This window comes from Aeromonas sp. (assembly GCF_051657805.1).
In the GTDB taxonomy this organism is placed as follows: domain Bacteria; phylum Pseudomonadota; class Gammaproteobacteria; order Enterobacterales; family Aeromonadaceae; genus Aeromonas.
On record NZ_JBOFLJ010000063.1, the window covers coordinates 1 to 13,731 of the forward strand.

Annotated in this window: 8 protein-coding genes; 6 read left to right on the forward strand and 2 right to left on the reverse strand. The window is 61.9% G+C overall.

Going from position 1 to position 13,731, the window contains the following annotated elements; all coding sequences use genetic code 11:
• On the forward strand, positions 1 to 5,628 hold a 5,628-nt coding region (locus ACRCYW_RS20155; RefSeq protein WP_438551781.1), incomplete at its 5' end, for a VCBS domain-containing protein.
• A gap of 240 nt (positions 5,629 to 5,868) precedes the next feature.
• Here the strand turns inward: ACRCYW_RS20155 and mdtH are convergent.
• Positions 5,869 to 7,062, reverse strand: coding sequence for a multidrug efflux MFS transporter MdtH (gene mdtH / locus ACRCYW_RS20160; RefSeq protein ID WP_438551782.1), 1,194 nt, complete (start codon positions 7,060 to 7,062; stop codon positions 5,869 to 5,871).
• Positions 7,063 to 7,269: 207 nt separating this feature from the next.
• Here mdtH and ACRCYW_RS20165 point away from each other — a divergent pair, with 207 nt between their 5' ends.
• Positions 7,270 to 8,163, forward strand: a complete 894-nt coding sequence (locus tag ACRCYW_RS20165) for a LysR family transcriptional regulator (RefSeq protein WP_438551783.1) — start codon at positions 7,270 to 7,272, stop codon at positions 8,161 to 8,163.
• A 73-nt stretch (positions 8,164 to 8,236) separates the two neighbouring features.
• Here the strand turns inward: ACRCYW_RS20165 and ACRCYW_RS20170 are convergent, their stop codons facing one another.
• Positions 8,237 to 10,003 carry a M4 family metallopeptidase gene (locus ACRCYW_RS20170; RefSeq protein ID WP_438551784.1) on the reverse strand — a complete coding sequence of 589 codons (1,767 nt, stop codon included), beginning with the start codon at positions 10,001 to 10,003 and terminating at the stop codon, positions 8,237 to 8,239.
• Between the two features lie 349 nt (positions 10,004 to 10,352).
• Between ACRCYW_RS20170 and ACRCYW_RS20175 the strand changes: the two genes are divergently transcribed.
• The 4 genes from ACRCYW_RS20175 to ACRCYW_RS20190 all read left to right on the forward strand — a co-directional run bounded on the left by ACRCYW_RS20175 (position 10,353) and on the right by ACRCYW_RS20190 (position 13,656).
• Positions 10,353 to 10,910 carry a GNAT family N-acetyltransferase gene (locus ACRCYW_RS20175; protein ID WP_438551785.1) on the forward strand — a complete coding sequence of 186 codons (558 nt, stop codon included), beginning with the start codon at positions 10,353 to 10,355 and terminating at the stop codon, positions 10,908 to 10,910.
• Positions 10,907 to 11,458, forward strand: coding sequence for a GNAT family N-acetyltransferase (locus ACRCYW_RS20180; protein ID WP_438551786.1), 552 nt, complete (start codon positions 10,907 to 10,909; stop codon positions 11,456 to 11,458). The genes ACRCYW_RS20175 and ACRCYW_RS20180 overlap by 4 nt, the downstream gene beginning before the upstream one ends.
• Positions 11,459 to 11,781: 323 nt before the next feature.
• Positions 11,782 to 12,888: a 1-acyl-sn-glycerol-3-phosphate acyltransferase gene (locus ACRCYW_RS20185; RefSeq protein WP_438551787.1), complete on the forward strand. Its 1,107-nt coding sequence runs from the start codon at positions 11,782 to 11,784 to the stop codon at positions 12,886 to 12,888.
• 297 nt (positions 12,889 to 13,185) lie between these two features.
• A complete protein-coding gene (locus tag ACRCYW_RS20190; protein WP_438551788.1) occupies positions 13,186 to 13,656 on the forward strand; it encodes a YhcH/YjgK/YiaL family protein in 471 nt (156 codons plus the stop codon).
• Positions 13,657 to 13,731 lie beyond the last annotated feature (75 nt).

Here is a 13,731-nt window from a genome sequence, read left to right on the forward strand (position 1 = left end):
GTGGTGTTTACCTACACCGCCACCGACGGCACCGTCAGCCAGACCAGCACCCTGACCATCACCATTACCGGCACCAACGATGCCCCTGTGCTGCAGGCCGATGTAGGGAGCGTCAACGAAGACGCTGTTCTGACCGTGACCGCGGCCAACGGCGTGCTGGCCAACGACAGCGATGTGGATGGCAACACCCTGAAGGTGACCGGGATCTTGAACGGCACCACGGGGACGGCGACCGCGGTCAACGCCAGCGGCGACACCGTGCTGAGCAACAGCTACGGCACCCTGACCATCCGGGCCGACGGCAGCTACAGCTTCAACGCCAACGGGGCGGATGCCCAGAAACTGGCGGCGGGCAACACCGCGAACGTGGTGTTTACCTACACCGCCACCGACGGCACCGTGAGCCAGACCAGCACCCTGACCATCACCATCACCGGCACCAACGATGCCCCTGTGCTGCAGGCCGATGTGGGGAATGTCAACGAAGACGCTGTTCTGACCGTGACCGCCGCCAACGGCGTGCTGGCCAACGACAGCGATGTGGATGGCAATGCCCTCAAGGTGATCGGGATCTTGAACGGCACCACGGGGACGGCGACCGCGGTCAACGCCAGCGGCGACACCGTGCTGAGCAACAGCTACGGCACCCTGACCATCCGCGCCGACGGCAGCTACAGCTTCAACGCCAACGGGGCGGATGCCCAGAAACTGGCGGCGGGCAACACCGCGAACGTGGTGTTTACCTACACCGCCACCGACGGCACCGTCAGCCAGACCAGCACCCTGACCATCACCATCACCGGCACCAACGATGCGCCGACGCTGAGCATCGACAAGGGGGCTGTGGTATCCGAAGAGGGGCTTGCCGGCGGGATCGCCGATACGGCAGGCAGCAGCGATACCACGGACAGCGTGGCCGCCAGCGGCAAGATCACGGTTGGCGACCTGGATAGCCAGGATAGCCTGACCATCAGCTTGAGTGGACCGAGTGGCCTGACGTCCGGTGGTGCTGCGGTGCAGTGGAGCTGGAATGCCACCACCAAGGTGTTGACCGGCTATACCGGCACGGTGGGCGGTGCGGACTACAAGGCGGTCATCGATGTGAAACTGACGGCTCCGGCTGGCGGCAGCAAGGGTGATTGGAGCTATGACGTGACCCTCAAGGCACCCCTTGATCATCCGACCAAGGGGAGTGAGGACGTACTCAACTTCCAGATCGGTGTGACCGTATCGGATGGCAAGACCACCACCGCCGGCAGCCTGCCCATTTCCGTTGAGGATGACTCGCCGGTCGCGGGTGATGCCGCCGCCGTGTCCGTCACCAAGACTGATATCCCGGCGGCCCTGACCGGGTTGTTCGATCTGACCCAATACAGCGGCAACAAGCTGTCTCTCGGCATGGCGGGCTTCACCATCACGGCGCTGGGCTTCAAGTCGGCCACCGACTCGACCCTGGTCGCCGCGAATGTGAATGGCTCCAGTTCCGGGTTGGGGGTGTCCAGCGTGGCGGCTCCCTATCACAACATCGCTAACGAGATCGATTTCCGTCACTTCGCCAATGGCACCTCGGCCTCCGAGCAGCTCATCATCAAGCTGGATGCGGGCAAGGTGGCCTATGGCGCCAATATCAAGTTCAGCCAGATGTTCGGCGGCGAGCTGGAGAGCGGCGTGGTGGAGTTCTATCGCGGTGGCGTGCTGATCGGTACCCAGACCTTCAGCTCCAATGTCTCTGGCGGCGACTATGCCGGCAACTTCCAGGTGCAGCAGGGCGGCTTCGACACCATGGTGATCAAGGCCACCAACAATGGCAACACCAACACCAGTGACAACAGCGACTTCACCGTGAAGAGCATCGAGTTCCTCGGCGCGACGACGGCGCAGGCCATCGCCTACGGTTCGGGTACCGTCACGCCGCAGTGGGGGGCCGATGGCAAGGGTTACATGCAACTCGTCGGCACGACCGAAACCGGGCTGACCACGGCCACCGGCAAGGCAATCACCACGACTCTGGAGTCGGCCAATACCCTGGTTGGCAAGGACAGTGACGGCACCCTGGTGTTCCGTCTGGAGTTCACACCGGCCACCGGCAAGTGGGAGTTCTTCCAGTACCAGAACATGTCCAAGCCGCTGGGCGATGGGGATATCGACTTCCAGTTCAAGGCGGTGGATGGGGATGGCGACGGCAGCCTGGGGTCGTTTGCCACCAAGCCGCTGTTCACGCCTGTTGTGCAGTCGGTCTCCAGCGAGAGCGTGGCGGAAGGCGGCAACCTGAGTCACAGCGTGACCCTGTCCGACGCGACCCAGGAGGCGACCCAATATGATTTCGCCATCCAGGGCAGCGGCACCAATCCCGCCTCGGCTCTCGACTGGGGAAGCGCCCAATTCAGCAACGGGGTGACCTACAACAGCACGACCGGCAAGATCACTGTGCCTGCCGGGGTGTCCGGCTTCACCGTGACCATTCCGACCCTGGACGATCGTCTGGTCGAGGCAAACGAGAGCCTGTCGGTCACCATAGGTGGACAGACGGGGACGGGTACCATCATCGACAACGATCGCGCACCGACCGCTGCGGGTGGTTATAGCTCAGGGCTGGAAGATCAGCCCCAGGTGCTGAAGTGGTCCCAGTTTGGTGCCAGCGACGATCAGGCCAACAGCGATCTGAGTGTTAAGATCGGTACCCTGCCCCTCAACGGCAAGCTGGAATACCTCAATGCCGCCGGCCAATGGGTGGCGGTGAAGGTGGGGGATCTGATCTCTTACGGCGACATCAATACCGGTCATCTGCGCTTCGTGCCCGGGCTCAATGAGTCGAGCACCAATGGAACCGACGGCGGCGGTCTCTCCGTCGGCAACAAGCAGGGGGATTACGCCAGCTTCGGTTATCAGATAAGCGACGGTGCCAACCTCAGCAACAGCGGCAAGCTGGTGATCGATGTGGCGGCCGTGGCCGACAAGCCGATGGTCAACGTGACCCTGACGGGCAATGGCATACCGCTTTACAACCTGAGCTTCCCGAGTGCGGGTATCACGACGGAGCAGTTCCAGTCCGGCAACTTCAACAAGACGGCATTCGGTATCACCAGTTCGCTGACCGATAGCAGCAGTGGCCAGGAGCAAGTGCTTGGCAATAGTGGCAACGACTATATCGTCAGTTCTCATGGTGGTGGTGACCTGCTCTATGGGCAGGGAGGCAATGACATCCTGGTCGGTGGCAATGCGGCTCAGGGGGATTCCCTCTATGGGGGGGACGGCAACGATGTACTGGTGTCAGGCCTTGGCAATGACGGTCTCTATGGCGGTGCCGGCACAGATATCGCCGTCCTGACCGGCAATCGTGCGGACTACGCCATCAAGAAGGGCAGTGGCTTCTCGACCAACGATCGCTGGTTCGATTTCTCGGTGACGGAAGCGGGGGTCGGTGTCACCAAGGCGCTGCACGACATCGAATACGTGCAGTTTACCGATGGCATCTACCAGATCAATCAGGATACGGGAGCACTGACTCTGGTACAGCCGACCGTGGTCGACTATCCGGTAGAGTTGAGTGCATCCCTGAACGACAGGGATGGCAGCGAGGTATTCGACAGCCTGGTGCTCACTGGCATGCCCCAGGGAACGCAACTCTATAACGGTGCTCAACTGCTGGGGACCGCTGGTGCTGATGGCAAGATCACCCTCACGGCCAACAGTAGTCTGTGGACCGCCAGTGCACTGGATGTGAAGCTCACCGGGCTGACGCTGCGCGTGCCGGGCGGCAGTGCCGGTCAGGTCGATCTCAAGGTGGAGGCCATCGCCAAGGAGGTGGGGACCGATCAGACCAGTTCCGCCACCGATGATGACAGCATCCGTCTGAGTTACTTCAACGCGACCGAAGGGGAGCCGGGTGACCAGAGCCGGACCTATGGCAGCGAGCACAATATCGTGGTGGGGGATCTGGATGGCAGCGTGGTGCTGTCGGGTCAGAACTACAACATCGCCTTCATGGTCGACAGCTCCGGCAGTATCGGCACTGATGCCATGAACACCATCAAGAGCCAGTTGGCTCAGGTCTTCGCCAGCCTGAAGAACAGCGCCGGTACGGATGGGGCGGGCAAGGTCAACATCTTCCTGGTGGACTTCGATACCCTGGCCAACAAGTCCGTGAGCGTGAATCTCAAGGACGCGAATGCCCTGAGCCAGTTGCAGACCATCCTCGACAGCATGGATGGCAGCAGCAACAACGGTGGTGGCACCAACTACGAGGACGTGTTCAAGACCACGGCAAACTGGTTCAACAGCTCGACCGTACAGGGCAACACCAATGCCAAGAACTTGACCTACTTCATTACCGATGGCAAGCCGACCTATTACCTGGATAGTGAAGGCAGCAACCCACGGATTGTGAACAATTCAGGGAGCAATAATGATGTCTATCTGAATACCGTTCTTGGTAGTGGATATGTTGCAAACCGGGTTTATACCTCGAATGGCTATACCATCGTCGATGCTCAGGGCCGGGTTTACTCCTACGACAGATGGGGCACGCAGAGCCAGGTCGGTTATATGCGTGCGGATGGCAAGGGGGGTTATACCTACTCGACCCTGGCGGGGTCGGGGAACTCTACCGACAGCACCACCATCAGCAACTCGGTGGCGGGCTTCGGGCTGCTGACCGGCATGGGGGTGACCGTCGAGGCCATCGGGCTGGGGGCGAACATCTCCACCAATGACCTGAAATCCTACGACTCCGATGGGGTGCTCAAGACCGGGGTCAACGCCTCGGATCTGGCCAATGCCATCCTGGGCACCTCGGTGAACAATCTGCCGGGAGCCGACCGTTTCGATGGTGGGGCCGGTGATGACATCCTGTTCGGTGATGCGGTGCACTTCGCCGGCATCGATGGGGAAGGCTATTCAGCCATCAAGAGCTATGTGGCGGCACAGCTGGGCCGCAGCGATGTGCTGGATGCCGACGTGCATCGCTACATCCAGGAGCATGCCGCCGATTTCGATCAGTCTTCAGCCAATGACAAGGCGGATGTGCTGATCGGCGGGGCGGGCAACGACATCCTGTTCGGTCAGGGCGGCAATGACTCCCTGTTCGGCGGAGATGGCAATGACATCCTGTTCGGTGGGGCCGGTGACGACAACCTGTTTGGCGAGAGTGGCAACGATACTCTCTATGGTGGCACGGGCAACGACAACCTCTATGGCGGCGCAGGCAACGATGTGCTGAGCGGCGGTCAGGGTAACGACATGCTGGCCGGGGGGCTTGGCAACGACATCCTGACGGGTGGCACGGGCGCCGACACCTTCGTCTGGCAGAAGGGGGATACGACGCCTGGCACTGTGACCAAGGACTATGTCACCGACTTCTCCAGGGCCGAGGGAGACAAGCTGGATCTCAGCGACCTGCTGGATAGCGATGGCAGCAAGGACGAGAACTCGCTGAAGAGCCTGCTCTCGGTGTTCCAGGACAGCGAAGGGGTGCATCTGCAGGTCAAGGAGAGCAGTGCGGCGCCGGTGACTCAGGAGATAGTGCTGACGAACCATACCTTCGATACCCTGACCGGCGGCTCCGGCACCACGGCGAATCAGGTCATCGACTTCATGTTGCAAAACAACATGCTGGATATCGACAAGTAAGTCGGCCCCCGTTTGAGCAAAAAGCGGCAGAGCAATCTGCCGCTTTTTTTATGGGACATTTTTACCGGGGTCTGGGCATAAGGGTCCCAGATAAAGGCCAAGATAAGAAGGGGCGGGGGTGGCGACGAGTCAGGCTAAAACCGAAACCGGCTGGCGGCTGTCAGCCAGATAGCAACAGGGGGCCGGTTTGGATAAACCGACCCCCTGGTCAGATGGTGTTGTGCTCAGCCTGCTGCGGGCTCAGGCATTGACCCTGGCCAGGCGGGAGTCACGCTGGAAGCAGTTGACCAGCAGCAGGAAGGTGATCACCCCGACGGTCCCGAGCACCAGCCAGGGCAGCCAGGGCTGCCCCTGGACGTTGGCGTAGTCGTGCAATGCGCCGCCGCTGACATAGCCGGTCATGCCGCCAAGCGCCAGCCCCAGCCGGCTGAAGCCCATGTAGCTGCCCCGGGCACCCGGTTGTGCGAGTTTGGTCATCAGCGTCTCCCGCGCCGGCTCGGCGATGACGATGCCGAGATAGAAGCAGGCCAGCAACATGAAGACTGCGGGCAGGGTAGTGGCGAAGGCCACCAGTCCGATGCCGGCTGTCATCAGCAGCACCCCGGCCATCAGGCGGTTCTCCAGCTTGAAGTGGCGCTCGCCATAGCGGGCCAGCGGATAGAGCAGGGTCAGGGAGATGGCGGTCTCCAGGGTGTACATCCAGCCCACCGCCGTGGTGCTGCCTGCCATCTGTTTGACCAGGATGGGGAAGATCAGCATCACCTGCACCCAGAGCGCGTAGTAGCCGCTCAGGATCAGCACCAGTCGGCAGAAGGCCTTGTCCGCCAGCACCTGGCCGAGGCCGGCCCGGATCGGGGTGGGCCGCACCGAGAGCTTGTAGGCGGGCAGGATCAGCAGGTTGCACAGGGCCGCGCAGACGAAGAGGCCAGCCCCCAGCAGGCAGACGTATTCGAAATCGAAGTTCAGCAGCCAGCTGCCGAGCAGGGCACCGGCCACGGCACCGGCGCTCTCCAGCATCATCAGCAATGAGATGTAGCGACCCCGCTCCCGGGGACGGGTGAACTTGATCACCAGGGCCGCGCGGGGAGGGTCGAACAGGCAGCCACCCAACCCCGAGATGATGCAGGAGAGGATGAGTTCCAGCCCGCTCTGGGCATAGGCCAGGCTGGCAAAGCCGGCGGCCCGCAACAGCATGCCGCAGACGATGAGGGGGCGAGCGCCAAATTTATCGGCGAGTGAACCACCGAAGACTCCCAGCCCCTGCTGGGTCAGTTGCCGCAACCCCAGCGCCAGCCCGACCACCCCGGCCGCCCAGCCGAGTTGATCCACGAAGCGCAGGCTGATCATGGGCATGACCACGAAGAATCCCAGGATCACCAGGAGGGAATCCAACGCCAAAAACCACCGCCCCAACCGCCTCGCCCGCTCAACCATGACCCTTAGAACCTCTGCCGCATCGAAAATAGTGCTTATTGTGTGTGTTGCCTGAATGGCGCCGTCACCAAACAGAGCCAAGGACGAAGACAAGTCCCTGACTCGGCGGCGCTCTGGCCATTTCATGACGATTGATACTGCTATTCTGGGAGGGAGCCAGATATAGTGGTAGCCGACAACTGGCTATATTTCATATTGGATTTTGTTATGGCTATGACCCTCGATGATCTGCAATTGCTGCTGGATGTGGCCAACCGTGGCAGCTTCAGCAAGGTAGCCGCCATTCGCGGCTGGTCCCAGCCCATGGTCAGCCAGCGGATCGCCGTGCTGGAGCAGGAGCTGGGACAGCCCCTGTTTCGCCGTCATCGACGAGGTGCCACCCCCACGCCGGCCTGCGAGCAGTTCCTGCCCGCCGCGAGCGCAGCTCTGAGCGCACTGGAGGGAGGGCGGCTCGCGATGCAGGGAGCGCCCGCCCTGCCGCGCATCCGGCTCGCCTGCTTGCCCTCCCTGACCACAGTCGTCTTCGGCCCGCTGCTGCTGGCCCTGGTGGACGAGGCGTTCGAGATCCGCTGCAACACGGATCACTCCGGCGTCATCATGCAGGAGCTGCTGACCGGCGAGACAGACGTCGGCTTCATCTTGAAATGCCCCGCCATCGCCGGCATCCAGCTCGAGCTGCTCTACCGCTCTCCCATCATCGCCGTGGCGAGCGCCGGCCATCCGCTCGCGGGCAAGCAGGGGCTGACCCTGCAGGATATCGCCAACGAGCGGCTGGCACCCCAGCAGTGGGGCACCGGCTGTGACGAGCTGATCCTGCAGCTGCGGCTGCTGCGCCAGGTGGCGAGCCCGCTGCACGCCATCCAGCCCGCCAGTGCGGCGCGGGAGCTGGCGCTGGAGCACGGCTTCATCACCCTGATGCCGGCGCTGGCCATCAGCCGGGACCTGGAGTTCGGCCGCCTGGTGCAGCTGGACGTAGTGGATCTGCCGCCGGATCACTGGGACGTGATGATGGCCTGGCGCAGCGGCAAGCGGCCGAATCGGGAGAAGGAGCGGGTGCTGGAGGCCGCCCGTACCCTGGCAAGGCGTTGGGCGGGGCGCTGAGCATCGGCTGATCACCAAAAGAAAAGCGCCGGACAAGTCCGGCGCCTGGGTCAGTTTTTCCCTGGATACGGGATCAATGGCTGGCTTTCAGGGTCACCCCCGAGAAGGCGCTGTAGGCGCTGAGCTGCACGTGCCAGGTCCCCGCCTTGGGGGCATTCAGGGTGCAGGTCTCGGCGTTGCCACTCTTGTAGGGGCGGCAGTCATAGCTGGTGCTGGTCGGCGCCGAGCCGAACTTCACATAGAGATCCGCATCCCCGGTGCCACCACTGCTGGTGACAACCAGCTGGCTCTTGCCGGCGGGCACCTCTATGGTGTAGCTCACCTTGCCACCCTTGGCGGCAGACAGACCGGTCACCGGTACCCCGTTTTGCAGCACGCTGCCGGGTTGCGGTGTGGTGCTGCAGGAGGCGTTGACCCCGACCGTGGTGAAGGCCGCCGCCACATCGGTCAGGCTGTAGCCCAGATCCGTGGCCGCCTTGGTCACACCGCAGGCGCCCTGATCGTAGGTGGTGTTGGCACCCCAGTAGAGGCGGTTGGCCAGCACGAACACCTCGAACGCCTTGCGGGTGTTCCAGCCGCTGGTATTGGCCAGCAGGTAGAAGGCGCGGTTGTAGACCCCTGAGCTGTGGTGCACGTCGATGCCGTCATAGTAATCGCTGGCATGGCCGATGGACTTGCCATCCCGGGTCGGATCCTCGAAGTAGCGCAGCGAGCCGTTGCCCTTGAAGATCTGGGCCCCCACCAGCCAGTCGTTGCTGCCCTTCATGAAGTTCTCGGCCGCTTCCCCCGCCATGTCGGAGAAGGCCTCGTTGATGCCGCCGGACTGGCCGGAGTAGACCAGCCCCGAGTTCTGCTCGGTGAAGCCGTGGCTCACCTCGTGGGCGGCTACGTCCAGGCTCACCAGGGGATAGAAGGTGGTGGCGCCGTCGCCGAAGGTCATCTGGCTGCCGTCCCAGAAGGCGTTCTCGTAGTTGCGGCTGTAGTGCACCCGCATCTTGAGCTTGAAGCTCAGCGGCGCCGTGTTGTACCAGTTGCGGTACATGTCGAACACCACGTTACCGAAGTAGTGGGCATCGTTGAGCGGCGAGTAGGCGCCGTTGATCTCCTTGACCGTGTTCTCCGGGCAGGTGAACTGGTGCACGGCGCCCCCCGAGGTGGCGTGGTTCAGGTTGATGGTATCCACATTGGCGCTGCTCATGCGGCAGCTGTCGTCCACCTGCAGCGGACCGTAGTCGGCGCCGTAGAAGTATTTGCCGGTCTTGGTGTTGCCGCCGGGACCGGTGGCATCCTTGTGGTTGATCCCCTCCCAGCGCTTGAGCTCGCTGCCGCTCTGGGCATCGATCACCACGAAGGGGCGGCTCGGCTCATCGCTCGCCGCGAGCCAGGAGACCAGATAGACCAGGCGGGCCTGACCGGCCTCATCCTGCATCACGAACAGCTTGACCCGCTCGTTGCTGCCCTTGACACCGGCACGGGCCTTGCTCGCGGCATCAGCCGGCGTGAGGGTGGCGGTGGGGCTGCTCAGATCGGCGTCGATCTGGCGCAGGATCTGGCCGGAGACCTGGCTTATCTGACCACCGAGGGATTGCTCGGCGACCAGCACCTGGCCCCAGACCGGGATGCCGTGCCAGGTCTGCTCATAGCGCACTCGCTGCTGGCCGTTGGGCAGCTTGACGACCCGCACCTGGCGGTATTCCCCGTCCCCGGCCAGGGCACCGACACCGGCGGCGCCGCTCGGTACTCCCTGGATGCCGGCAACCTGATTCACTTCCACCTGTTCTGCCGCCATGGCGGCACTTCCCCAGCAGGCCAATACCACGGCCAAATAGACTTTGTTCATCTCGTCTTTCCTTAAGTCGATGAAGATTGCATTCCGGGTCTCTTTGCCCAGCGTTCCTACACTAGTGGGCCGGTTTGAAATTGCGCCCTGTTAGTTGTGACAGGGCAGCATAAAGGGGTAGCAGGAATGTCTGTTGCCATCCGTACTGGCTATTTTGTTTCTGATATTTGGTTTTTTACTCTGCAAAAGAGCGGCAATGACAAGGGCGCCAATTCCATATCCAGATGGATATGTCCATATGGGGGTTGCCTGTGGCGTTCCCTTGCTGAAAGTCCTTGGCAGACAATGGGTTGATTGACTACATTGGCCCTCATGACGGCTCATGGGGAGCGGTGAGGGAGGAGGATGCATGTTTTCATGGCAACTGGATGATGAGCTGGCGCTCCTGTTCCTGCAGCCCGACATGGCCAGCGAGCTGTTTGGCCTTTGTCAGCGCAATCGCGACTACCTGACCCAGTGGCTGCCCTGGGTGCCCTATATCCAGCAGTCCTCCGACACCGCCACCTTCATCCGTCACGCCATCGAGAAGTTCGCCCGCGGCGAGGGGCTCACCACAGCCATCGAGTATCAGGGGGAGGTGGTGGGGGTCATCGGTTACAACCAGATCGATCAGGCGCTCGGCAAGGTCACCATCGGCTACTGGCTGGCGGAGCGCTGGCAGGGCAATGGCATCATCACCCGGGCCTGCCAGGCGATGATCCATCACGCCTTCGAGGAGATGGGGATGGAGAAGGTGGAGATCAGCGCCGCCACCGAGAACGACGCCAGCCGGGCGGTGTGCGAGCGACTCGGCATGGAGCAGGAGGGGATCATCCGCCGCGCCGAGCGACTGGCGGATCGGGTAGTGGATCACGTCCACTACGGTCTCTTGCGGGACGATTGGCTGCGCCAGCGGGAGCACGCATGACGCTGCCCGTCATCAAGACACCCCGCACCCGGCTGACCGTGCTGACCCCGGAGCGGGCCGATCTGATGCTGGATTTCTATCTGCGCAACCGCGAGCACCTGCGAGTCTGGGAGCCAGCGCGGGACGAGAGCTTCTACACCCTGGATCACTGGCGCCAGCGCCTGCGGGACGGTTACAGCCAGTTCTTCGACGGCAGCGCTTTGCAACTGGTGGCGCTCGACCCCAAGGGGGAGCGAGTGCTCGCCACCTGCAACTTCACCCACATCATGATGGGCATGTTCAAGGCGTGCCATCTCGGCTATGCCATCGACAAGGAACATGAAGGGCAAGGGCTGATGCAGGAGGTGGTCGCCGCCGGCATCGAGCATCTGTTTTGCGAGATGGGCCTGCACCGCATCATGGCGAGTTACATGCCTGCGAATGAGCGCAGTGGCGCCCTGCTCGCGCGCCTCGGCTTCGAGCGGGAGGGCTATGCCCGGGATTACCTGATGATCAACGGTCGCTGGGAGGATCATATCCTCACGGCGCTGATCAACCCCGCCGTCTGAGCCGGTTTTGCCCCGTTACATGGTGAGCTACATAGCTGTCTGTGAACGAGCGTAGCTGCGCCCTGCTCGCGCGGCTCGGCTTCGAGTGGGAGGACTATGCCAGGAATTGTCTTCAACGGCCGCTGGGAGGATCACATCCCCACCGCGCTGATCAGCCCCTCCATCTGAGCGTAAAAATGGTCCCGGGCCGCGGCTTTTTCGGGATCGGGCACACTATCTGTGCGCCGCTCATACCCCTGACTCCAAAAGCGTGTAAAATTGCGCCCTGAATTTTCCCGGCCAGCAGCAGCTGGCCGCGACTCCATACTTGCAAGGCTGACATTGTGACTGAAGTAGACAGATTCGCGGACATTCGCCCCTATCGCGATGACGAAGTGCCGGCAGCCATCGAGCGACTGATCCAGGATGATGAGTTTATCGGTGCCATCGCCAAATACCGTTTCGGCTCCCTGATGAGCTGGCTGGGCTGGGCCATTCGCCCGCTGATCCGCCAGTTCCTGCGCCACAAGTGGGCCAAGGTCACCACGGTGCGCCAGGTACAGCTGGGGGTGACCCAGTACATGAGCCGCATGATAGCGACCTCCACCCAGGGGGTGACCTTCTCCGGTCTCGAGCACCTGAAGAAGGAGCAGGGTTACCTGTTCGTCTCCAACCACAGGGACATCGCCATGGATCCGGCGTTCGTCAACTGGGGGCTGCACACCCACGGTTTCGATACCGTGCGCATCGCCATCGGTGACAACCTGCTGCGCAAGCCCTGCGCCACCGAGCTGATGAAGCTCAACAAGAGTTTCATCGTCAAACGCTCCGCCAAGGGGCCGCGAGAGATGATGAAGACCCTAGGCGAGCTGTCGGCCTATATCGGCCAGTCGGTGCACGAGGGGCACTCCATCTGGATCGCCCAGAAGGAAGGCCGTGCGAAAGACGGGGACGACAAGACAGATCCCGCCATCCTCAAGATGTTCTACGTGGACGGCAAGAAGCAGAAGATCGAGTTCGTCGACTACATGCGCAGCCTGAACATAGTGCCGGTCAGCATCAGCTACGAGCTGGACCCCACCGACAAGGCCAAGGCGCGTGAGCTGTACGAGAAGTCCGTCAACGGCAGCTATGAGAAGGGCGAGTTCGAGGACATCGAGAGCATAGTTGCCGGCATCGTCGGCCAGAAGGGGCGGGTACACGTCTCCTTCGGCGCCCCCATCACCGAAGGCTTCAGCGATCCGGACGAGCTCGCCGCCCTGATCGACAAGGCCATCTGGGGCAGCTATCGACTCTTCCCCGGCAACTATCTGGCTGCTGATGTGTCCGGTAAGGCCAGCACCATCGAACAGACCGCTTTCCTGACCCGTCAGTCAGAGGTTCCAGAAGAGTACAAGCACATCTGGCGTCAGATGTATGCGAAGCCGGTCGAGAATGCCAAAAAGGCTTGAATGAGGCTGGTTTGACAGAAAAAACGGGAGCAGATGCTCCCGTTTTTGCGTCTGGTCAAAGTCGGGGGCAATTCGCTAGTGAATAATATTGTTTCAGCTGGTACGATCATCTGGCGAGTGAGCGGTTATTTCCTGGCAAACGGCGAAACACTGTGCAACAGTGATCCGGCGCCCATTTGATGAAGATGCTCCTCTAGGTCTGCACGGATAGCAGACGGCGCTGGACAGGGACCTTTGACGGGTCCTTTTTTATTGGCAGACGAAGATAGACGGCAATACACCTAAGGATACGCATCGATGATCACCGGCAGTCTGGATACCTTGCAACGCACTCCCTTGCCCGCCCCCCTGGCCCGCATCATGGCGGAGGTGGTGAAGAGCGTCCCGCACTGGCTGGATGCCCCCCTCGGCAAGACCGAGATCGATGGCCTCAGGCTGTTCTGCCTGGTGAGCGAGGAGCTGACCGAGCCGCTTGACGCACGCCGCGGCGAGTTTCACGAGCAGTATCTGGATATTCAGCTGTTGCTGCGCGGTGAGGAGTGGATCGGCGTCGGGCCCCATGCCTATGAGCGCGAAGGGGCGGATCATCCCCATCCCGATCTCTGGTTCGTCGACGACGAACAGACCAGTTATCTGGCGTTGCAGCCCGGCCACTTCGCCATCTTCTGGCCGGGAGAACTGCATCGCCCTCTCTGTACCCTGACCACCCCGGGCCCGGTGAAGAAGTTGGTGGTCAAGGTTCATAAAGACCTGCTGGCCGGCCTCTAGCCGCCAGTCGCGGGTGCCAAGGTGCCCGTCTGTGATAAGGCCGCTGTTGTCAGCGGTGACTTATGCAGCCCGTCA